This window comes from Pseudomonas fluorescens, assembly GCF_902498195.1.
Taxonomy (GTDB): domain Bacteria; phylum Pseudomonadota; class Gammaproteobacteria; order Pseudomonadales; family Pseudomonadaceae; genus Aquipseudomonas; species Aquipseudomonas fluorescens_BU.
Map to the genome: position 1 here is coordinate 852,462 of NZ_CABVIY010000002.1, position 21,771 is coordinate 874,232.

General features: G+C 62.3%; 15 protein-coding genes. 10 read left to right on the forward strand and 5 right to left on the reverse strand.

All coding sequences use genetic code 11. From position 1 onward, the window contains the following. Positions 1–23: 23 nt before the first annotated feature. The 3 genes from cysK to F8N66_RS09465 all read left to right on the forward strand — a co-directional run bounded on the left by cysK (position 24) and on the right by F8N66_RS09465 (position 3,501). The gene (gene cysK / locus F8N66_RS09455) at positions 24–998 is read left to right on the forward strand and encodes a cysteine synthase A (RefSeq protein WP_150769908.1); all 975 of its coding nucleotides are present in this window, start codon (positions 24–26) and stop codon (positions 996–998) included. A gap of 234 nt (positions 999–1,232) precedes the next feature. Then, on the forward strand, positions 1,233–2,171 hold the full coding sequence (locus tag F8N66_RS09460; RefSeq protein WP_150769909.1) for an aspartyl/asparaginyl beta-hydroxylase domain-containing protein: 939 nt from the start codon (positions 1,233–1,235) through the stop codon (positions 2,169–2,171). Positions 2,172–2,637: 466 nt separating this feature from the next. Continuing rightward, entirely contained in the window at positions 2,638–3,501 is an 864-nt protein-coding gene (locus F8N66_RS09465; protein WP_150769910.1) for a DMT family transporter, read from the forward strand. A 35-nt stretch (positions 3,502–3,536) separates the two neighbouring features. Here the strand turns inward: F8N66_RS09465 and F8N66_RS09470 are convergent, their stop codons facing one another. The 4 genes from F8N66_RS09470 to F8N66_RS09485 all read right to left on the reverse strand — a co-directional run bounded on the left by F8N66_RS09470 (position 3,537) and on the right by F8N66_RS09485 (position 7,691). Beyond that, on the reverse strand, positions 3,537–4,493 hold the full coding sequence (locus F8N66_RS09470) for a LysR family transcriptional regulator (protein WP_150769911.1): 957 nt from the start codon (positions 4,491–4,493) through the stop codon (positions 3,537–3,539). A gap of 69 nt (positions 4,494–4,562) precedes the next feature. Beyond that, the gene (locus F8N66_RS09475) at positions 4,563–6,092 is read right to left on the reverse strand and encodes a tripartite tricarboxylate transporter permease (RefSeq protein ID WP_150769912.1); all 1,530 of its coding nucleotides are present in this window, start codon (positions 6,090–6,092) and stop codon (positions 4,563–4,565) included. Then, positions 6,089–6,622 (reverse strand): tripartite tricarboxylate transporter TctB family protein, encoded by a 534-nt coding sequence (locus F8N66_RS09480; protein ID WP_150769913.1) that lies wholly within the window; start codon positions 6,620–6,622, stop codon positions 6,089–6,091. Before F8N66_RS09480 ends, F8N66_RS09475 begins: the two co-directional genes overlap by 4 nt. A gap of 52 nt (positions 6,623–6,674) precedes the next feature. Next, positions 6,675–7,691, reverse strand: coding sequence for a Bug family tripartite tricarboxylate transporter substrate binding protein (locus tag F8N66_RS09485; protein ID WP_150769914.1), 1,017 nt, complete (start codon positions 7,689–7,691; stop codon positions 6,675–6,677). Positions 7,692–8,099: 408 nt separating this feature from the next. Here F8N66_RS09485 and F8N66_RS09490 point away from each other — a divergent pair, with 408 nt between their 5' ends. The 5 genes from F8N66_RS09490 (at position 8,100) to F8N66_RS09510 (ending at position 14,663) form a co-directional block, all read left to right on the forward strand. Then, positions 8,100–9,104 carry a 4-hydroxythreonine-4-phosphate dehydrogenase PdxA gene (locus F8N66_RS09490; RefSeq protein WP_150769915.1) on the forward strand — a complete coding sequence of 335 codons (1,005 nt, stop codon included), beginning with the start codon at positions 8,100–8,102 and terminating at the stop codon, positions 9,102–9,104. Positions 9,105–9,463: 359 nt separating this feature from the next. Next, on the forward strand, positions 9,464–10,783 hold the full coding sequence (locus F8N66_RS09495; RefSeq protein ID WP_150769916.1) for an MFS transporter: 1,320 nt from the start codon (positions 9,464–9,466) through the stop codon (positions 10,781–10,783). A 33-nt stretch (positions 10,784–10,816) separates the two neighbouring features. Beyond that, a complete protein-coding gene (locus F8N66_RS09500) occupies positions 10,817–11,992 on the forward strand; it encodes an L-rhamnonate dehydratase (protein WP_150769917.1) in 1,176 nt (391 codons plus the stop codon). 53 nt (positions 11,993–12,045) lie between these two features. After that, positions 12,046–13,041 (forward strand): AraD1 family protein, encoded by a 996-nt coding sequence (araD1, locus tag F8N66_RS09505; RefSeq protein WP_150769918.1) that lies wholly within the window; start codon positions 12,046–12,048, stop codon positions 13,039–13,041. Between the two features lie 41 nt (positions 13,042–13,082). Further along, complete coding sequence (locus tag F8N66_RS09510; protein WP_150769919.1) at positions 13,083–14,663, forward strand: aldehyde dehydrogenase (NADP(+)); 1,581 nt, start codon at positions 13,083–13,085, stop codon at positions 14,661–14,663. 104 nt (positions 14,664–14,767) lie between these two features. Here the strand turns inward: F8N66_RS09510 and F8N66_RS09515 are convergent, their stop codons facing one another. Beyond that, positions 14,768–15,676 (reverse strand): DMT family transporter, encoded by a 909-nt coding sequence (locus F8N66_RS09515; RefSeq protein WP_150769920.1) that lies wholly within the window; start codon positions 15,674–15,676, stop codon positions 14,768–14,770. 179 nt (positions 15,677–15,855) lie between these two features. Between F8N66_RS09515 and aceK the strand changes: the two genes are divergently transcribed. Next, positions 15,856–17,574 carry a bifunctional isocitrate dehydrogenase kinase/phosphatase gene (aceK, locus tag F8N66_RS09520; protein ID WP_150769921.1) on the forward strand — a complete coding sequence of 573 codons (1,719 nt, stop codon included), beginning with the start codon at positions 15,856–15,858 and terminating at the stop codon, positions 17,572–17,574. A 188-nt stretch (positions 17,575–17,762) separates the two neighbouring features. Continuing rightward, positions 17,763–21,674 carry an ATP-dependent RNA helicase HrpA gene (gene hrpA, locus F8N66_RS09525; RefSeq protein ID WP_150769922.1) on the forward strand — a complete coding sequence of 1,304 codons (3,912 nt, stop codon included), beginning with the start codon at positions 17,763–17,765 and terminating at the stop codon, positions 21,672–21,674. The last annotated feature ends 97 nt before the right edge of the window (positions 21,675–21,771 follow it).

Below are 21,771 nucleotides of genomic sequence, written 5' to 3' on the forward strand. Positions count from 1 at the left end.
AACGCTGTATCAAGGACCCAGCCATGAGCCGTATTTTCGCTGACAACGCCCATTCCATCGGTAATACGCCGCTGGTGCAGATCAACCGTATCGCGCCGCGCGGTGTGACCATCCTGGCCAAGATCGAAGGGCGTAATCCGGGTTATTCGGTCAAGTGCCGGATCGGCGCAAACATGATCTGGGACGCCGAAAGCACCGGCAAACTCAAGCCGGGCATGACCATTGTCGAGCCGACCTCTGGCAACACCGGCATCGGCCTGGCCTTTGTGGCCGCCGCGCGGGGGTACAAATTGATGCTGACCATGCCTTCGTCCATGAGCATCGAACGACGCAAGGTGCTCAAGGCATTAGGCGCGGAACTGGTGCTGACCGAGCCAGCCAAGGGCATGAAGGGCGCGATCGAGAAGGCGGGGGAGATCGTTGCCAGCGATCCGTCCAAATACTTCATGCCGGCGCAGTTCGATAACCCGGCCAACCCGGCCATCCACGAAAAAACCACCGGCCCGGAAATCTGGAACGACACGGACGGTGCGGTCGATGTGCTGGTGTCAGGCGTCGGAACGGGTGGAACCATCACCGGCGTTTCGCGGTATATCAAGAATACCCAGGGCAAACCGATTATCTCGGTCGCAGTGGAGCCGGTGGTCTCGCCCGTGATCACCCAGGCGTTGGCCGGTGAAGAGATCAAGCCAAGCCCGCACAAGATCCAGGGCATCGGTGCCGGTTTCGTGCCCAAGAACCTGGACCTGTCGATCGTCGACCGGGTGGAGTTGGTCAGCGACGAAGAGTCCAAGGCCATGGCCCTGCGCTTGATGCAGGAGGAAGGGATTCTGTGTGGCATCTCCTGCGGCGCGGCAATGGCGGTGGCGGTGCGGTTGGCCGAGACCCCGGAAATGCAGGGCAAGACCATCGTGGTGATCCTGCCGGATTCCGGCGAGCGTTACCTGTCGAGCATGCTGTTCAGTGACCTGTTCACCGAGCAGGAGAATCAGCAGTAACGTTTCAGCGCCGTACAAGGATGGAGCAGGGTGGGAATCCCGTTCCACCCAGACCGACTGATTCAGGTCAGCCAGGGTTCAGGCGCCGCGTGTTAAGACGTGCTTTGTTGCGCAATCCTTAACACTGAATGTTGAATCGGGCGGGTTTTTCCGCGGGCCGGGAGTGTTTATCATGCCGGCTGCCACGTCGGGTAGATGGCGTTGCGCTAAGTGTCTAATACCAAGGAGTTGTTGATGACCTTTTCCTTTGCCGCGAAGGCGTTGGTGTTGCTGTTGTTTCTGGGCAGCACGCTCTATGTGCATTTACGCGGCAGGGCGCGATTGCCGGTCTTGCGCCAATTCGTCAACCACTCGGCGCTGTTCGCCCCCTACAACGCGTTGATGTATCTGTTTTCCAGCGTCCCTTCCAGGCCTTACCTGGACCGCAGCAAGTTCCCGGAACTGGACATCCTCAAGGACAACTGGGAAGTCATTCGCGACGAAGCCATGCACCTGTTCGACGAGGGCTACATCCGCGCCGCCGACAAGAACAACGACGCCGGTTTCGGCTCTTTCTTCAAGAAAGGCTGGAAGCGTTTCTACCTCAAGTGGTACGACAAACCGCTGCCATCGGCCGAAGCCCTGTGCCCCAGGACCGTCGAACTGGTCAGCGGCATTCCCAACGTCAAGGGCGCCATGTTCGCGCTGCTGCCAGGCGGCAGTCACCTCAACCCGCACCGCGACCCGTTCGCCGGTTCCCTGCGTTATCACCTGGGCCTGTCGACACCCAACTCCGACGACTGCCGCATTTTTGTCGACGGTCAGGTCTACGCCTGGCGTGATGGTGAGGATGTGATGTTCGACGAGACTTACGTGCACTGGGTCAAGAACGAAACCGACAAGACCCGGGTCATTCTGTTCTGCGACATCGAACGGCCATTGAGCAATCGCCTGATGACCCGCATCAACCGCTCGATCAGTGCTTTCCTGGGGCGCGCCACCGCGCCGCAGAACCTTGATGACGAACGGGTTGGCGGGATCAATCAGGCCTATGCCTGGAGCAAGAACTCCAGCGACAAGGTCAGCGGCGTGGTCAAGCAGTGGAAGCGTCGTAACCCGAAGGCTTATCGGGTTTTGCGCCCGGTACTGGCGGTGGTGGTGCTGACATTACTGGGCTATTGGCTATTCGGTTAACCCACACCCACCTGTAGGAGCGAGCATGCTCGCGATGGACGTGAATGATAACGCGCCCATCCTAGATGAACGCGGAGCCCTTGAGACCATCGCGAGCATGCTCGCTCCTACACTTATTGCAATCCATGTCGAGCGCTGGTTATAGTCGGCGCACGGTGAGTACAAAACCCTCACTTTATTATCCCTCTGCAAAAGATCAGCCCATGCCTGCATCCCCCATCAACGCGGTAGTCGTTTCAGCGGTCAACGCTGGCGTCGTGCCGTGCGGGAATCAGCAGCCTGTGCAGATCAGTCATTACCCTCCACCTGTCAGTAGCACACCGGTGTGCGCAGTCGTATCACCGCCGGGCGTTGGCGTCCGGGGCTGATCAGCGTTTCTCTGCTGAATCCTTGCGCCCGCCTGAAAAAACGACTGAATTTCAGCTTCGGCTGAGTTGGCTTTTTTGCCTGACTACAGGTGGTATTCATGTTTGTCCTTTCTCAAAAGTCCGCACTCGCGGCGGCTTCCACGAGCCTGTTCGTCCTGCTGTGGAGCAGCGGGGCGATCTTCTCCAAATGGGGCCTGGCCCATGCCTCGCCTTTTGCTTTCCTGCTGGTTCGCTTTGTCATTGCCTTGTGCGGTTTGTTGCTGCTGATGCCGTTGCTCAAGCTGAAGTGGCCCAAGGGCGCAAAACCGATGCTGTATGCGATGGCCACCGGGGTGGTGTTGCTGGGGGCCTATCAGATTTTTTATCTGCTGGCCCTCGACCTGAAGGTCACGCCTGGCGTGATGGCGACCCTCATGGGGGTGCAGCCGATCCTCACGGTGGTGATCATGGAACGCCAGCGCTCAGCCAGCCGGATGTTCGGCTTGTCGCTGGGGCTGGCCGGGCTGGTCATGGTGGTCTATCAGGGCATCGGTCTGGCCGGCATGTCGCTGGCCGGGATGCTTTTCGGTTTGTTGGCGCTGGCGAGCATGACGGCCGGTTCGATCATGCAAAAGCGCATCACCGACAATCCCCTGGGCACGCTGCCGGTGCAGTACCTGGCCGGGTTGTTACTGTGCGGGATCTTTGTGCCGTTCCAGCCGTTTCACTTCGAGCACAACAGTGGTTTTGTCGTGCCGGTGTTGTGGATGGGGCTGGTGGTGTCGGTGCTGGCAACCCTGCTGCTGTATCGCCTGATCGCCCGGGGCAATCTGGTGAATGTCACCAGTTTGTTCTATCTGGTGCCGGCGGTGACGGCGGTGATGGACTACCTGATTTTCGGTAACCGGCTGGCGATCTTGAGCCTGCTGGGCATGCTGTTGATCATTGTCGGCCTGGTGTTTGTGTTCCGTAAAACGGCGTGAGCCCGTCAAGGCCCGGGGCTTGCTCCGGGCCTTTTTCATTGGGCTTGCGCATGTTCGGCCCGCACCGAATTCATGAACGCCTGCATCGCCGACGATTGAATGCGATGACGCCGGGTGATCAGCCCATACGGCGGCAGGCGGGCTTCAAACTTGATCGGCAACACCGCCAGCAAATCCCGACCGGGATAATCCTCGACCACCGACACTGGCGTGACGCCGAGCATATCGGTCTGCTGGATCAGCGAGAGCAAGGTCATGATCGAGGTGGTTTCAACGATGCTGCTGGGGATATCGACCCGCGCGTTGTGAAACACCTGATTGATGATCGCGCGCATCGGGCTGGGATGTTGTTGCAGTACCCAGGTCTGGTTCTGCAACTCGGCCCAGGTCAGTTGTTGCTCCTGCGCCAGGGGGTTTTGCGCGCCGCAAATCACGCACAGGGCTTCTTCGCCAAGGCTGTCGAACAGCAACTCCTCGGCCCGGGCACCGGCCGGGATCCGCCCCAGCACGATGTCCAGTTGATCCTGCAACAAGGCCTGCACCAGCACGTCGCTGGTATCGACCTGGATGCTCATGGACAAGCGCGGATGGCTCTGTTTCAGGGTGGCGATGGTGCGCGTCAGCAATCCCGAAGACAGGGCCGGAATGGCACCGACGGCGACCCGGCCGAGGTTGCCGGATTCGAGCGCCACCAGTTCCTCGCGCATGCCGCTGAGTTCGGCGAAGACCATGCGCGCGTAGTAGATGACGGTTTCCCCGAACGGGGTGGAGCGCATGCCCCGGGGCAGGCGTTCGAAGAGTTCGACGCCCAGCAAGTCCTCGGCCTCATGCAGCATCTTGGTGGCGGCCGGCTGAGTCATGCCGATGTGGTCGGCGGCGCGGCGCAACGAGCCGAATTCCTGCAGCGCCAGCATCAGGCGCAGTTGGCGCAGGCGCAGTCGACTGTGGATCACATTGGCTTCCGGAATTCGGACATCAGGCGTTCGGGTCATGGGCCGCACTCGCAAAAAAGACTGCGGCAAGCCTGACAACAAATGTCAGGCGTTGCCAGCATTGCTGTGTCACAGCACCGATTTTGGCTTGGCGACCTGCGGTTTGCGCAGGCCCGTCAGGGTGCCCAGCGCCTTGGAAATCAGCGGCCAGAACAGCATCAGCAGCGCTGCGGTGGTCAGGCTGCCCACCAAGGGGTTGGACCAGAAAATCCCGATGTGCCCGTCGGAGAAAAGCATCGACTGGCGGAACGCATCCTCTGCCTTGTCGCCCAGCACCGCCGCCAATACCAGCGGCGCGATCGGGTAGCCGAGTTTCTTGAACAGGTAACCCAGCGCGCCGAAGCCGAGCATTAGCACCACGTCGAAGAACGAGTTGTGCACCGAGTAGGCACCGATGGCACAGACCATGATGATGATCGGCGCAATGATCGAAAACGGAATGCGCAGGATCGAGGCGAACAGCGGCACGGTGGCCAACACCACGATCAGGCTGACCACGTTGCCCAGGTACATGCTGGCGATCAGGCCCCAGACGAAGTCGTGTTGCTCGACGAACAGCGTCGGGCCGGGATGCAGGCCCCAGATCATCAGGCCGCCGAGCATCACCGCCGCGGTCGCCGAACCGGGAATGCCCAGGGTCAGCATCGGCAGCAAGGCACTGGTGCCTGCCGCATGGTCGGCGGTTTCCGGAGCGATCACGCCTTCCAGTTCACCCTTGCCGAAGTTGTCGCGATTCTTCGAGAAGCGCCGCGCCAGGCTGTAGCTCATGAACGAGGCCGCCGTCGGGCCGCCCGGCGTGATGCCCATCCAGCAACCGACCAGCGTGCTGCGCACGATCGTCCACCAGTAACGCGGCAGTTTGGCCCAGGTGCGCAGGATCACCATGGGCGTAATGCGCGCGTGCTCGCCGCGAAACACCAGGCCTTCCTCGACCGTGCAGAGGATTTCGCCGATACCGAACAAACCGATCACCGCCACTTCGAAGCTGATCCCGGTCATCAGGATCGGCTGGTCGAAGGTCAGGCGCAGGTTGCCGGACACGGTGTCCATGCCGACCGCCGCCATGGCGAAACCGATCATCATCGCCACCACGGTTTTCAGCGGCGGGTTCTTGCTCATGCCGATGAACGTGCAGAACGCCAGCAGGTACACCGCGAAGAATTCCGGCGAGCTGAACGACATGGCGAACGCGGCGATCCTGGTCGACAGGAAGGTCAACAGCAGCACGCCGGCCAGCGCACCGATCAGTGCCGAGCTGAAGGCGGCCGTCAGCGCTTCGGCGGCGCGACCTTCGCGGGCCATCGGGTAGCCGTCGAAGGTGGTCGCCACCGATGAGGGTTCACCGGGAATATTGAAGAGGATCGAGGTGATCGAACCGCCGAACAGCGCGCCCCAATACATGCACGACAGCAGGATGATCGCCGACACCGGCGACATGGTGAACGTCAGCGGCAGCAGCAATGCCACGCCATTGGGGGCGCCGAGGCCGGGCAACACGCCGACCAGGATGCCCAGCAGCACGCCGATCACCATCAGGCCGATGTGGCCCGGGGTCAGGATCAGGTTCATGCCTTGCAACAGGGAATCGAATTCGCTCATTTGAAAGATCTCCCGGCCAGGGCAATCCAGTCGCCCAACGGGCCGGCATCCAGCGGGACCTTGAACCACAGCGCGAAAATCAGGTAGCTGGCCAGCACGGCGCCGAGGGAGACGCTGGCGATCATCCATTTGCCGTAAGGCTTGGCGCGGACTTTGTCACGCCACATGAACCAGGCGATGAAGCAGGCCGAGGCCACATAGAGGCCGGTGAACGGCATGGCGCCGACGAACAGCGCAATCGGGATGAACACCGACATCACTTGCTTGAACGCGCTGCGGCTGACGAATGAAACGCTCAACGCGTGCCAGCGCACCAGGGTCAACACGCCGTTGGCCACGCTGGCAGCGCTCAGCATCAAGCCGATGTAGAAGGGGAAGTAACCCGGCTCGGGGCCGGAATCGCCCCAGCCGATACCTTGTTCGACACTGCCGAACATCACCACCACGCCGATCAGCGTGGTGAACAGCGTCAGGCCGAGTTCGACCCAGCGGGTACCGACCAGCGCCGGTGAATCCGAAGAATGGGACATGAAGACACCTCCAGAGGTGACGGCCGTACGCAGGCGCACGGCCGTGGGTCACTCAGTTTTTCAGCCAGCCGGCTTCTTTGAACACCGGAGTCACGCGGGCGGTGTCTTTTTCGATGTAGGCGGTCAGGGGTTCGCCTTCGAGGAAAGTGGGCACCAGCGCGTTCTGCTTGACGTAGGCCTTGAACTCCGGGGTCTCGGTGACTTTGCGCATCAGCTCGACATAGAACGCCCGCTGTTCGGCGGTGACTTCGCCGGGCATGAACACGGTGCGCGGGAAGCGGTACTGGTCAATGCCCAGGCCTTGCTCGTGGCAGGTCGGCACGTCGGCCCAGGATTTGTCGCCGGCGACTTTCTCGGTGTAGCTCATGCGTTCCTTGCTGAACACGCAGAGCGGCTGGACCTGATCGCCGCGCCATTGGCTGATGCTTTCGCTGGGGTTGTTGACGTTGGCGGCGATGTGTTTGCCGGCCAGCTGGGTCGCGGCTTCGCTGCCGCTCTTGAAGGGGATGTACACCAGTTTGCTGTGGGTGGTCTGGTTCAGCAGGAGGGTCAGGGTCTGGTCGACATCCTTGGACTGGCTGCCCCCCATGCGCAGGTTGGAGGGATCGGCCTTGACCGCTTCGTAGAAACCTTTGGCGTCCTTCCAGGGCGCGTCCTTGTAGCTCCAGAGAATGAAGTCGTCCTCGGCCACGGCGGCAATCGGCGTCAGTTCCTGCCATTGGTAGCCAAGCTTCGATACCAGCGGCAACAGGTAGATGTTGTTGGTGCCGATCACCAGTTTTTCCGGATCGCCCTTGTTCATTTTCAGGTCGAGGAAGGCTTCGGCGCCATTGCCGCCGCCCTTGTTCAGGACGATGGTGTTGACGTCGAGCAATTTGTGGGTGGTGATGATCGACTGGATCAGGCGACCGAGCTGGTCTGTACCGCCACCGGGGCCACCGGCGACGACGATTTCCACGTTCTTGTCCGGTTGCCAGGCGGCCTGGGCCAGTGCGGGAAGCGCGCCGGCGGCGATCAGGGTACAACCAAGAAACAGACGGGATGTGCGACGGACGAATGCATTTCGCATGGAAGGGCCTCGTTTTTTGTAGTTGTTATGTGTGACTTGTCTGTGCGGTAAAGCCGCAAGCCTGGATCGAGTGTGGGAACGCTGCGTCGCCGCGTCTAGTCAAAACAATACATACACCGATAGCCTGGGGTTATAGCTCGCCAGGCAAAAAGCGCCGGTAGTGGCGCAAAGCCCCGGATCAGAGCTGTAGCCGCAACAAACGGAAACATTAGCAGGTCAGGCAAATTGCCGTGAAACCCGGGTTTGCCATAACGTGCGGCTATCGCCCGATTTCAAGATTTGATTAGACGGTTATCGCCCGGCCTTCGATAGTGCTCGCCAGCGCCAATAAGGCAATGCGGCGGCTCCACCTGACAATAAGTGGCATGGCGAGCCTTGCGCCGAGGCCTGAACCTTGAGGAGTGAAGTATGAACAAGACAACCATCGCCATGGTCCTGGGCGACCCGGCGGGCATCGGTCCGGAACTGATCGCGCGCTTGCTCGGCGAGCCCGGGGTGCGCAGCCAGGCCCAGGTCATTCTGATTGCCGACGAGGCGGAAATGCGTCGCGGCATGCGCATCGCCGGCGTGGAGTTTCCCTATCGTCGCGTGGAGTCGCTGGAGCAGCTGTCGTTTGTTGACGACACGCCACTGTTCTATGACTTTCGCGGCGACACCCACGGTGAATTCCCCCGCAGCGAAGCCAGCGTGATGGGCGGCCGCTACAGCCTCGATACCCTGGAAAAAGCCCTGCGCCTGACCGAGGCGGGGATCACCGACGCCATCCTGTTCGGGCCGCTGAACAAGACCTCGCTGCACATGGCCGGCATGGCCCATAACGACGAGCTGCACTGGTTCGCCGAACTGCTGGATTTCCACGGGCCGTTCTGCGAATTCAATGTGCTCGACAACCTCTGGACTTCTCGGGTGACGTCCCATGTGGCGCTGTCCGAAGTGTCGGGCCTGCTGAATGAAAAACGCGTGGTGGAAGCGATTCAACTGATCGACACCGCCCTCAAACGCAGCGGCCTGCAAAGACCGCGCATCGGCGTCTGCGGCTTGAACCCGCACAACGGCGACAACGGTTCGTTCGGCCGTGAAGAACTGGACATCATCGGCCCGGCGGTGCGCACGGCCCAGGCGCTGGGTATCGCCGCCGAAGGCCCGTATCCGGGCGACACGATTTTCCTCAAGGTCCAGGGCGATGCCAGCGCCTTCGACGCGGTGGTCACGATGTACCACGACCAGGGCCAGATCGCGATCAAGTTGATGGGCTTCTCCCGTGGCGTGACGGTGCAGGGCGGCCTGCCGATCCCGATCACCACCCCGGCCCATGGCACCGCGTTCGACATCGCGGGGCAGGGCAAGGCCAACGTCGGCGCCACCCGCCAGGCCTTCGAAATCGCCTGCCGGATGGGCGGCAACAGCTACTGATTCTCGGTCTATAAAACGACGTAACTCCAATGTGGGAGCGGGCTTGCTCGCGAAAGCGGTGTGTCAGGCGGCATCAATGCCGACTGACACGGCCTCTTCGCGAGCAAGCCCGCTCCCACATTTTTTTGTGCTTTGGCTGATAACCCGACATGCGCAATAAGCGGTTTTTGCTATCACCTCAGGTTATCGATGGATGTGCATAAGTGATTATCCGCCACCCCGGGTGCTGGCTAAAGTCGCTCCATCGAATGAACGCAACCGGTCACTTCCGGCCGCTGCAATCAGGCGAATGACAACTACAAAAAGCCCGCCTTGTCTCTTCCGCAAGGCCGATACCGGCAGCAAAAAGGAACCTCCGCATGTCCCGTCCAGATTCCGCCCTGGTCCTGTCCAGTGCCATCTCCAAAAGCCGGCTTCGCCTGCTACCGTTTCTGATCCTGATGTACATCCTGGCCTTCATCGACCGATCCAACGTCGGCTTCGCCAAGGCAGCCTTGCAGGCCGACACCGGCCTGGGCGATGCCGCGTTCGCCTTCGGCGCGAGTATCTTTTTCATCGGTTACGCGTTCTTCGAAGTGCCCAGCAACTACATGCTGCACCGCCTCGGCGCCAAGGTCTGGCTGTGCCGGATCATGGTCACCTGGGGCCTGGTGTCGGCGGCGATGATGTTCGCCCACAACGCCGAAACCTTCTACGTGCTGCGCTTCCTGCTGGGTGTGGCCGAAGCCGGGTTCTTCCCGGGCATCATTCTCTACCTCACCTACTGGTTCCCGGCGCAGAGCCGCGGCCAGGCCCTCGGTCTGTTCTACTTCGGCCTGCCGCTGGCGCTGGTGCTGGGCAGCCCGTTGTCGGGCTGGTTGCTGGATTTCCACGGTGTGTTCGGCCTGACCAACTGGCAGTGGCTGTTCGTGGTCGAAGGCCTGATGGCATCGGTCGTCGGCATCGCCGCGTACTTCTACCTGGTCAACCGTCCGGCCCAGGCCACCTGGCTCAGCGTGGAAGAAAAGCTGGCGCTGGAAAATGCCCTGGCCGAAGAAGACGCGCAGAAAAAACACAGCAGCCCCCATGGCTTCCTCAGTGCCTTGCGCAACCCTCGCGTGCTGCAATTCTGCATGGCCTATTTCACCATCCAGATGAGTGTGTACGGCGTGGTGTTCTACCTGCCCACACGGATTGCCGGCCTGCTGGACGGGCACATCGGCTTGAACGTCGGCCTGATCACCGCGATCCCGTGGATCTGCGCCCTGATCGTGACCCGTCTCGTCACTCGCTACGCCGACCGCACCGGCCAGCATCGCCGCCTCGCCGTGTGCATGCTGACCATGGCCGCCCTGGGCATCGCCGCTTCGGCGCTGGGCACCAGCATGGTCCCGGTGGTGCTCGCCTTCTGCTTCGCCGCTGCCGGTTTCGTTTCGGTGCAGCCCCTGTTCTGGACCATTCCTACCAGCTACCTCAGCGGTGCCGCCGCAGCCGGCGGGATTGCCCTGATCAACTCCCTCGGCAACCTCGGCGGCTTCGTCGCGCCGAACCTGAAAACCGTGATGGAAACGTCATTCGCAGACCCCCGGGCCGGCATGTTCGCCCTGGCCCTGGTCGGCCTCTTCGGCGCCATCCTGCTGTCCCGACTTCGCACCACGCACATAACCCCCTCGCAGCTCACACCGGCTCAGGTTGGCTGATCACTACCAAAGCATTAGCAAGGAATTGAATTCATGAAAATCAAAGCGATCCGTACCCGCGTCTTCGAGTGGAAAGGCAAAGTCGTCCCGCCTCAAGCGCACTTTTGCACCAACGCCAGCGACATCCTGTTCGAGCGCGGCGACGCCATGGGCTCGTTCCGTTTCCACGGCTGGCTGGTGGTGGAAGTCGAGACCGACAACGGCCTGGTGGGCATCGGTAACTGCGCCCTGGCGCCACGCGTAGCCAAGGAAATCATCGACACTTACCTGGCACCGATCGCCATCGGCGAAGACCCGTTCGACAACGAATACATCTGGCAGAAAATGTACCGCCAGAGCCACGCCTGGGGCCGCAAGGGCATCGGCATGGCGGCGATCTCGGCGATCGACATCGCGATCTGGGACATCATGGGCAAGGCAGTGAACAAACCGGTGTTCAAGCTGCTGGGCGGGCGCACCAAGGAAAAAATCTGGACCTACGCCTCCAAGCTCTATGCCAACGACAACCTCGACCTGTTCCTCGAAGAAGCCCAGGGCTACCTGAGCCAGGGATTCACCGCGCTGAAAATGCGCTTCGGCTACGGGCCGAAAGACGGCCCGGCGGGCATGCGCAAGAACATCGAACAGGTGCGCGCCCTGCGTGAGCTGGCCGGTCCCGACGTCGACATCATGCTCGAATGCTACATGGGCTGGACCCTGGAATACGCCCGGCGCATGTTGCCGAAACTGGCCGAGTTCGAACCGCGCTGGCTGGAAGAACCGGTGATCGCCGACGACATCGAGGGTTACATCGAACTGAAAAAAATGGGGATCATGCCGATCTCCGGCGGTGAGCACGAATTCACCTCCTATGGCTTCAAGGACCTGCTGGAACGTCGCGCCATCGACGTCATCCAGTACGACACCAACCGCGTCGGCGGCATCACCGCCGCGCGCAAGATCAACGCCATGGCCGAAGCCTGGTCGGTGCCGGTGATCCCCCATGCCGGGCAGATGCACAACTACCACCTGACCATGTCCACCACCGCCTCGCCGATGGCCGAGTTTTTCCCGGTGTTCGACGTCGAGGTCGGCAACGAACTCTTCTACTACGTGTTCAAGGGCGAGCCGCAACCGGTCAACGGCTACATCCAGCTCGACGACCACAAGCCGGGCCTGGGCCTGGAAATCTCCGATGAGTACCTGAGCGACTTCAACATCATCGAGTGACCTTCAGGCGCCGCTCGCGGGCGGCGCCACCCACGACTTTTGCGAGGGCTGACATGCGCCTGATTCAATTTGAAAACACTGCCGGGGAGCGCCAGGTTGGCGTCGTTGAAGGTTCACGGGTCCAGGTGCTCAAGGGCACCCGCAGCACCCGCGAGCTGGCACTCGCGGCAATCCGCGCCCAACGCAGCCTGCAAGACGAGGTTGCCCTGCGCGGCACCGAGCCGGGCCCGGACTACGCACAACTGTTGCAGCAAGGCCTGGTCCTGCCACCGCTGGACCACGAAGACCCGGCCCATTGCCTGATCAGCGGCACCGGCCTGACCCACCTGGGCAGCGCCTCGACCCGGGACAAAATGCACCAGCAGGAGGGGACGGTCGAAGCCGGCATGACCGACACCATGCGCATTTTCAAGTGGGGCCTGGAGGGCGGCAAACCGGCGGACGGGCAGGTCGGGGCGCAGCCGGAATGGTTCTACAAGGGCGACGGCAGCATCGTCGTGCGCCCTGGCGCGGACTTCCCGGTGCCACCGTTCGCCGAAGATGCCGGTGAAGAGCCGGAGCTGACCGGGCTCTACGTGATCGGCGACGACGGCCAGCCCTATCGCCTCGGTTATGCGCTGGGCAACGAGTTTTCCGACCATGTCATGGAGCGACGCAATTACCTGTACCTCGCCCATTCCAAGCTGCGCTTTTGCGCCTATGGTCCGGAGCTGCGCGTTGGCGAATTGCCCAGCCACCTGGCGGGCACCAGCCGCATCACCCGCGATGGCGAAACGCTCTGGGAAAAGGAGTTTCTCAGCGGTGAAGACAACATGTGCCACAGCCTCGCCAACCTGGAATTCCATCACTTCAAGTACGCGCAGTTTTTGCGCCCCGGTGATGTCCACGTGCATTACTTCGGCACTGCCACCTTGTCCTTTGCCGACGGCGTGAAAACCCGGCCGGGGGATCGCTTCCAGATCAGCCTCGATGAGTTCGGCGCACCGCTGGAAAACGGCATCGGCGAAAGCGCCCAGCCGCTGGCGATCGGTCAGGTGCGGGCGCTTTAAATTTTCAATTTCCGGCGTTGTCTGCCGGTCAAGGACATCCCATGACCCCGTTACTCGGACACAACTACATCGGCGGCCGTCGCAGCGCCAACGGCACGGTGCAACTGCAAAGCCTCGACGCGACCACCGCTGAACCCTTGCCGGTACGGTTCTTCCAGGCCAGTGAAGCCGAAGTGGATGCCGCCGCCAGGGCGGCCGCCACGGCCTATCCGATCTACCGCAACCTGAGCGCGGAAAAGCGCGCGCAGTTTCTCGATGCCATCGCTGACGAAATCGATGCGCTGGGCGATGAGTTCGTTGCCACCGTGTGCCGTGAAACGGCGTTGCCGGCCGGGCGTATTCAAGGTGAACGCGGCCGCACCAGCGGCCAGTTGCGGCTGTTCGCCAAGGTGCTGCGTCGTGGCGATTTCTATGGGGCGCGGATCGACCGCGCATTGCCTGATCGCCAGCCATTGCCGCGCCCGGATCTGCGCCAGTACCGCATTGCCCTCGGGCCGGTGGCCGTGTTCGGCGCCAGCAATTTTCCGCTGGCCTTTTCCACCGCCGGGGGCGACACCGCTTCGGCACTGGCCGCCGGTTGCCCGGTGGTGTTCAAGGCCCACAGCGGGCATATGGCAACGGCCGAATGGGTCGCGGACGCGATCATTCGCGCCGCCGAGCGCACGGGTATGCCGGCCGGCGTGTTCAACATGATCTATGGCGGTGGCGTCGGTGAATGGCTGGTCAAGCATCCGGCGATCCAGGCCGTGGGCTTCACCGGTTCGCTCAAGGGCGGCAATGCCCTGAGCCACATGGCCGCGACCCGGCCGCAGCCGATACCGGTGTTCGCCGAGATGTCGAGCATCAACCCGGTGTTCCTGTTGCCGGAAGCGCTGGCGGTTCGCGGCGAACAAATCGCGGCACAACTGGCCGGTTCGGTGACGCTGGGTTGCGGCCAGTTCTGCACCAATCCCGGTCTGGTCATCGGCCTGCGATCGCCGCAGTTCAGCACCTTCCTGGAAACGTTTTGCGCCAGCATGAACCAGCAACCGGCGCAAACCATGCTCAACGCCGGCGCATTGACCAGCTACAGCCGGGGGCTTGGCGAACTGCATGAACATCCGGGCCTGACGCACCTGGCCGGCAAGCCGCAACAGGGCGACCAGGCGCAGCCGCAAGTGTTCAAGGCTGACATCAGCCTGTTGCTCAAGGGCGATGAGTTGCTCCAGGAGGAAGTGTTCGGGCCGACCACCATCGTGATCGAAGTCGAGGATCGGGCGCAGCTGGCGGCGGCGCTACAGGGCCTGCGCGGACAACTGACCGCGACGCTGATTGGCGAGGCCGATGAGTTGCTGGCGTTCCGCTGGCTGGCTGAGTTGCTGCAAGAGAAGGTCGGGCGGATTCTGCTCAACGGCTATCCGACCGGGGTCGAGGTGTGCGAGGCGATGGTGCATGGCGGGCCGTACCCGGCGACTTCGGACGCGCGGGGCACCTCGGTCGGCACCCTGGCCATCGACCGTTTCCTGCGGCCGGTGTGCTTCCAGAATTATCCGGATGCGTTGCTGCCCGAGGCACTGCAGAACGCTAATCCGCTGGGGATTCGGCGGTTGGTGGATGGGGAGGTGAGTCAGTCAGTGTTGTAGTGCCTGGACCGGCTCTTTCGCGAGCAAGCCCGCTCCCACAGGTTCAGCGAAAATCCTGTGGGAGCGGGCTTGCCCGCGAAGGCGTCATCAGCATCACCAAAAACCTACTTGGCCGTCACCTCGGCAGCCTTCACCACCGTCGGCTTCAACACCAGCCACAACGCCGCCGCAATCAACACCCCGCCATACAGATGCGCCATCGACACCGGCTCACCAAGAAACAGCGCTCCCCACAACACCCCGAACGGCGGAATCAGGAAAGTCGTGGTCATCGACTTCACCGGGCCGACCGAGCTGAGCAGGCGGAAGTAGATGATGTACGCAAACGCCGTGCATCCCAGGCCCAACCCCAGCAACGACAACCAGACGTTCCAGCCACCCCAGCTCGCCGGTGGTTCGCTGATCACGCTGTAGCCGAACAGCGGCAATACAAACAGCGTCGCCCCCAGCATGCTGCCCAGCGCCGACAGTCGGCTGTCGAGCCCGCCGGCCTGATCGAGCCAGCGGCGGGCGAGGAACCCGGCGAAGCCGTAGCAGGTGGTGGCGAGCAGGCAGGCGACGGCGCCCATCAGCAATTGCAGGTCGAACGCCACGGGACCGGCACGGGTCAGGACGCCGACGCCGAACAACCCCAGGAACACCCCGCCGAGCTTGGCGCCAGTGAGCCGCTCATGGAAGAACAGCCCGCCGATCAGCACCCCCATCAGCGGCGTGGTGGCGTTGAAAATCGCCGAGTAACCGGCGGGTAGCACCTGGGCGGCCACCGAATACAGGGTCGCCGGAATACCGGAGTTGATCACCCCGAGCAACATCACGGTTTTCAGCTTGCCCTTGAAATCCCAGCTGATGCGCATCAGCCCGAGGATCACCAGCAGCCCGACAGCCGCGATCGAAACGCGAAAGAAGGCTGTGGGGATCGTGCCAATCACCGGGGCGATGATGCGCATGAACAGAAAACTCGCACCCCAGATGGCCGCCAGTGACAGCAAACGAACAGTATCGACGGGGTTCACGGTGCTCTCCTTCCTTTATCGGGACGAGAGTGTTGCCGAGCGCCAGACCGATGGCAACCGGAAAACGGGCATCAAACTCTCCAGGGCCGCGAAGAAGCGGTGCCTGGAAAATTACACTTCTCCTGCACCCGCTTGACTGGCTAAGCTCAGGGCTCACGAATTCCCGCAGAGGTCTCACCATGCCGCAGCATTGGCCAGCCGCCGACATCGCCCGCTTGATCCTCGATGGCTTTGACGACTACCGCGAGCATTTCCGGCAGATCACCGACGGTGCCCGGGCCCGTTTCGAGCGGGCCCAGTGGCAGGAGACGCAAGCCGCTTCGGCGGCGCGGATCAACCTCTACGAAGAGAAAGTCAGCGAAACGGTCGAGCGGCTGCGTATCGCATTCGACAGTGACACGCTGGACGTCAGTTGCTGGCCGCTGGTCAAAAGCGCCTACATCAGCCTGATCGACCTGCGTTTCGACGATGAGTTGTCCGAGACCTGGTACAACTCGATTTTCTGCGGGTTGTTCAGCCACGACCTGATCAGCGATGGCTGCATGTTCATCCACACCACCCGGCCGAGCCTGCGCCGGGCGCGGGCCGCGCAAACCCGTACCTACAAACCCCAGGGCCAGTTGTCCGGCATGCTCGCGAGCATCTTCGCTGACTACCGCTTCAGCGAGGAATACGCCGACCTGCCGGGCGACCTGCGTCGCCTCGAAGCGCAACTGCGCGAGAACCTGCCGGACTGGGTGTGCAAGGACCCGGACCTGAGCGTCGAGCTGTTTTCCTCGGTGCTTTACCGCAACAAGGGCGCCTACCTGGTCGGGCGCATCTACACCGCCGACGAGCAATGGCCGCTGGCGATTCCGCTGCTGCACCTGGAAGGCCGTGGCATCCAGATCGACGCGCTGATCACCGACGAAGCCGACGTGTCGATCATCTTCTCGTTCACCCGTTCGTATTTCATGGTGGATGTGCCGGTGCCGGCGGAGTTCATCGGCTTCCTCAAGCGCATCCTGCCGGGCAAGCACATCGCCGAGCTGTACACCTCGATCGGCTTCTACAAGCACGGCAAGTCCGAGTTCTACCGGGCGCTGATCAATCACCTGGCCAACACCGATGACCAGTTCATCATGGCGCCCGGCGTGCGCGGCATGGTGATGAGCGTGTTCACCCTGCCGGGGTTCAACACCGTCTTCAAAATCATCAAGGACCGGTTCTCGCCGTCGAAAAACGTCGACCGCGCCACGGTGATCGAGAAGTATCGCCTGGTCAAAAGCGTCGATCGGGTCGGGCGCATGGCCGATACCCAGGAGTTCGCCGACTTCCGTTTCCCGCTCGGCAAATTCGATCCGGCGTGCCTTGAAGAGTTGCTGGACGTCGCACCCTCCACGGTGTCGGTGGAAGGCGACACGGTGCTGATCCGCCACTGCTGGACCGAGCGGCGGATGACGCCCTTGAACCTGTACCTGGAAAACGCCAACGAGGCGCAGGTCCGCGAGGCGCTGGAAGATTACGGCCTGGCGATCAAGCAACTGGCGGCGGCGAACATCTTTCCCGGCGACATGCTGCTGAAGAACTTTGGCGTCACCCGTCACGGCCGGGTGGTGTTCTACGACTACGACGAAATCTGCTTCCTCACCGAAGCCAACTTCCGCCACATCCCGGCGCCGCGAACGCCGGAGGACGAAATGGCCTCCGAGCCCTGGTACTCGATCGGGCCGCTGGACGTGTTCCCGGAAGAGTTTCCACCGTTCCTGTTTGCCGACGCCGGGCAGCGCAAGTTGTTCGATCAACTGCATGGCGAGTTGTACAACGCCGATTACTGGAAAGGTTTGCAGGAAGCGATTCGGGCGGGGAAGGTGATTGATGTGTTCCCGTATCGGCGCAAGGGCTTTGATAACGAGTAGTTTTCTGCGTCCGCTGCGCGGCCGATCGCGAGCAGGCTCGCTCCCACATTTGACCGCTGTGCACCCGGTTTTGAGGTCTCTGTAGATCCATTGTGGGAGCGAGCCTGCTCGCGATCGGCCGCGCAGCGGCCGTAAAATCTGCGACAATCGCCGCCTTTGCGCCACTACACGACCGAATTGCGTACCCGATGACCGACGAATCGCCCTCCATCGACAAACTGTTGAAAAACCTCGATCACGCCATGCTCGCCGACCGCCACCGGCTGCGGCGGCAGTTGCTTGAGCTGCGCAAGAAACCCGACGAGGCCAAGCTGGCCCAGTGGGTGGCACGCATGCAGGCGTCCTGTGATCAGGTGCTGGCGCGCAAGGCCAGCCTGCCGGTGATTCGTTACGACGACAGCCTGCCGATCGCCGCCAAGCGCGACGAAATCAAGAAGGCGCTGGAACAGCACCAGGTGCTAATCATCGCCGGTGAAACCGGCTCGGGCAAAACCACCCAGTTGCCGAAGATCTGCCTGGAAATCGGTCGCGGCCAACACGGTTTGATCGGCCACACCCAGCCGCGCCGGATTGCTGCGCGCAGCGTGGCCAGCCGGGTCGCTGAAGAACTCAACACACCGTTGGGCGCGCTGGTCGGCTATCAGGTACGGTTCGAAGACCAGAGCGATGCCAACACCCTGATCAAGTTGATGACTGACGGCATCCTGCTGGCGGAAACCCAGAACGACCGCTATCTGGAACGCTACGACACGATCATCGTCGACGAAGCCCACGAACGCAGCCTCAACATCGACTTCCTGCTCGGTTACCTGAAAACCCTGCTGCCGCGCCGTCCGGACCTCAAAGTCATCATCACCTCGGCGACCATCGACCTGGAGCGCTTCTCCAGGCACTTCGACGATGCGCCGATTGTCGAGGTCTCCGGCCGTACGTTCCCGGTGGACACCTGGTATCGCCCGCTGACCCTGGAACAGGACGAGGAGGGCAACCGCGTCGAAGACGACTTGACGGTGGATCAGGCGATCCTCGCCACCCTGGACGAAATCGCCGCTTATGAGCGCAGCGAACGCCGCAGCCCGGGTGACGTGCTGGTGTTCCTGCCCGGCGAACGGGAGATCCGCGACGCCGCTGACATGTTGCGCAAGGCCCAGCTCAAGCACACCGAGATTCTGCCGTTGTACGCGCGCTTGTCGCCGGCTGAACAGCAACGGATTTTCCAGTCGCATCCGGGGCGTCGCGTGGTGCTGGCGACCAACGTCGCGGAAACCTCGCTGACCGTGCCGGGCATTCGCTATGTGATCGACAGCGGCACCGCGCGCATCAGTCGCTACAGCTACCGCGCCAAGGTCCAGCGCCTGCCCATCGAAGCGGTTTCCCAGGCCAGCGCCAACCAGCGCAAAGGCCGCTGCGGGCGGGTCGAGCCGGGCATTTGCATACGCCTGTACAGCGAAGAGGATTTCCTCGGCCGCCCGGAATTCACCGATCCGGAAATCCTGCGCACCAACCTCGCGGCGGTGATCTTGCAGATGCTGCACCTGCGCCTGGGCGAGGTCACCGCGTTTCCGTTCATCGAGCCGCCGGATGGCAAGGCCATCAGCGACGGTTACAACCTGCTGCAAGAGCTGTCGGCGGTGGACCGCAACAGCCAGCTGACCCCGCTCGGCCGTCAGCTGGCGCGGCTGCCGGTGGACCCGCGCATGGGCCGCATGTTGCTCGAAGCGGCCAAGCTCGGCAGTTTGCAGGAAGTGCTGATCGTCGCCAGCGCCATGTCGATCCAGGACCCGCGCGAACGTCCGCCGGAGCGCCAACAAGCGGCGGACCAGGCCCATGCACAGTGGAAAGACGTCGATTCGGATTTCGCCGGGCTGGTCAATCTGTGGCGCGGGTTCGAGGAGCAGCGCCAGGCGCTGACCGCCAGCCCGCTGCGTAACTGGTGCCGCAAGAATTTCCTCAACTACCTGCGTCTGCGCGAGTGGCGCGACTCCCATCGCCAGTTGAGCCTGATCTGCCGCGACATGCAGCTGAGCCTCAACAAAGAACCGGCGGACTACCCGAAACTGCACAAAGCGGTGCTGGTGGGGTTGCTCAGTCAGATCGGCCAGAAGACTGAAGACGGCGACTACCTTGGCGCCCGTCAGCGGCGATTCTGGATTCACCCTTCCTCGGGGATCGGCAAGAAACGCCCGCAATGGCTGATGACCGCCGAGCTGGTGGAAACCACCAAGCTCTATGCGCGGATGGTCGCCAAGATCGACGCCGACTGGATCGAACCGCTGGCCGGGCACCTGATCAAGAAAAACCACTTCGAACCCCATTGGGAGAAGAAGCGCGGACAGGTGGTGGCCTTCGAGCAAATCACCTTGTTCGGGCTGATCGTGGTCGGCCGTCGTCCGGTGCATTACGGCCCCGTCGATCCCGTGGTGTCGCGCGAACTGTTTATCCGCGAAGGGCTGGTGCGCGGCGAGATCCAGTCGAAAGCCAAGTGCCTGACCGCCAACAAGCAGCTGCTGGAGCAGCTCGACGAGCTGGAGGCCAAGGCGCGTCGCCGCGACATTCTCGCCGACGAAGAAACCCTGTTCGCCTTCTACGACGCACGGCTGCCGGCGGAGATCCACCAGACCGCGACCTTCGACAGCTGGTATCGGATCAACAGCCAGAAAGACCCGCAGCTGCTGATCATGCGCGAAGAAGATGTACTGGCCCGCGAGGCCAGTGAAGTCACCGCCCAGCATTACCCGGACACTCTGCACATCGGCGACCTGGAATTGGCCCTGAGCTATCACTTCGAACCGAATCATCCGCGCGACGGCGTGACCCTGCGCGTGCCGGCGCCGCTGTTGCCGATGCTGCCGCCCGAGCGCCTGGAGTGGCTGGTGCCGGGTGTGATCGAGGCCAAGTGCATTGCCCTGGTGCGCAACCTGCCCAAGGCGTTGCGCAAGAATTTCGTGCCGGTGCCGGACTTCGTCAAGGCTGCCTTGCAGCGCATGACCTTCGCCGACGGCTCGCTGCCCCAGGCCTTGGGCCGCGAGTTGCTGCGCATGACCGGTGCCCGCGTCAGCGATGAAGCCTGGGCCGAAGCGGCGCAGCAAGTCGAAAGCCATCTGCGCATGAACCTGGAAATCGTCGATGCCCAGGGCAAGTTCCTGGGTGAAGGCCGTGACCTGGTCGAGCTGACGGCGCGTTTCGCCGAGGCCAGCCAGGCCGCCCTGGCGGTGCCACAAACCGCGAAAAGCCAGCAACCGGTCGAGCCGAAAGTGTTTGCCGCCGTGGCCGAGAAAACCCAGCAGAAGATCGCCGGGCTGTCGATGACGGTCTATCCGGCGCTGGTGGAGGAGGGCGGTACGGTCAAGGAGGGGCGTTTCTCGACGCCGGCCGAAGCCGAGTTCCAGCACCGTCGTGCCTTGCAGCGCCTGCTGATGCAACAACTGGCGGAGCCGGCGAAATTCCTGCGCGGCAAGTTGCCGGGCCTGACCGAACTGGGCCTGCTGTACCGCGACCTGGGGCGTGTCGATGCGCTGGTGGAAGACATCCTGCTGGCCAGCCTCGACAGCTGCATTCTCGACGGTGAAGACCCTTTGCCCCGTGATGGCGCCGGGCTGGCATCCCTGGCCGAGCGCAAGCGCGGTGCCTGGACCGAGCACGCCGAACGCCTGGCGAAGCTGACCCTGGAAATTCTCAAGCTCTGGCATGGCCTGCAAAAACGCTTCAAGGGCAAGATCGACCTGGCGCAAGCCGTGGCCCTGAATGACATCAAGCAGCAACTCAGCCAGCTGGTGTACCCGGGCTTTGTCCGCGAAACGCCGATGCAATGGCTCAAGGAACTGCCGCGTTACCTCAAGGCGATCGAACAGCGTTTCGAAAAACTGGGGGCGCAAGTGCAAAAGGACCGGGTCTGGAGCGGCGAGTTGTCCAATCTCTGGACCCAGTACCAGACCCGCGCCAACAAGCACGCCCAGGAGGGCAAGCGCGACCCGCAGCTGGAGCTGTATCGCTGGTGGCTGGAAGAGTACCGGGTGTCGTTGTTCGCCCAGCAACTGGGCACCAAGGTGCCCATCTCCGACAAGCGCCTGAGCAAGCAGTGGAGCCAGGTCGAGCCATAGGCCTAAGGCTTACGCAATACCTGTGGGAGCGGGCTTGCCCGCGAAAGCGGTGTGTCAGTCCATATAGGTGTTGGATTTGATGGCCCCTTCGCGGGCA

What these genes read in the sequence shown, in the direction of transcription:
- F8N66_RS09495 (WP_150769916.1), top strand. Translation starts at nt 9,464, where the DNA reads ATGTCCCGTCCAGATTCCGCCCTGGTCCTGTCCAGTGCCATCTCCAAA.
- araD1 (WP_150769918.1), top strand. Translation starts at nt 12,046, where the DNA reads ATGCGCCTGATTCAATTTGAAAACACTGCCGGGGAGCGCCAGGTTGGC.
- aceK (WP_150769921.1), top strand. Translation starts at nt 15,856, where the DNA reads ATGCCGCAGCATTGGCCAGCCGCCGACATCGCCCGCTTGATCCTCGAT.
- F8N66_RS09480 (WP_150769913.1), bottom strand. Translation starts at nt 6,622, where the DNA reads ATGTCCCATTCTTCGGATTCACCGGCGCTGGTCGGTACCCGCTGGGTC.
- F8N66_RS09500 (WP_150769917.1), top strand. Translation starts at nt 10,817, where the DNA reads ATGAAAATCAAAGCGATCCGTACCCGCGTCTTCGAGTGGAAAGGCAAA.
- cysK (WP_150769908.1), top strand. Translation starts at nt 24, where the DNA reads ATGAGCCGTATTTTCGCTGACAACGCCCATTCCATCGGTAATACGCCG.
- F8N66_RS09485 (WP_150769914.1), bottom strand. Translation starts at nt 7,691, where the DNA reads ATGCGAAATGCATTCGTCCGTCGCACATCCCGTCTGTTTCTTGGTTGT.
- F8N66_RS09465 (WP_150769910.1), top strand. Translation starts at nt 2,638, where the DNA reads ATGTTTGTCCTTTCTCAAAAGTCCGCACTCGCGGCGGCTTCCACGAGC.
- F8N66_RS09470 (WP_150769911.1), bottom strand. Translation starts at nt 4,493, where the DNA reads ATGACCCGAACGCCTGATGTCCGAATTCCGGAAGCCAATGTGATCCAC.
- F8N66_RS09460 (WP_150769909.1), top strand. Translation starts at nt 1,233, where the DNA reads ATGACCTTTTCCTTTGCCGCGAAGGCGTTGGTGTTGCTGTTGTTTCTG.
- F8N66_RS09475 (WP_150769912.1), bottom strand. Translation starts at nt 6,092, where the DNA reads ATGAGCGAATTCGATTCCCTGTTGCAAGGCATGAACCTGATCCTGACC.
- F8N66_RS09490 (WP_150769915.1), top strand. Translation starts at nt 8,100, where the DNA reads ATGAACAAGACAACCATCGCCATGGTCCTGGGCGACCCGGCGGGCATC.
- hrpA (WP_150769922.1), top strand. Translation starts at nt 17,763, where the DNA reads ATGACCGACGAATCGCCCTCCATCGACAAACTGTTGAAAAACCTCGAT.
- F8N66_RS09510 (WP_150769919.1), top strand. Translation starts at nt 13,083, where the DNA reads ATGACCCCGTTACTCGGACACAACTACATCGGCGGCCGTCGCAGCGCC.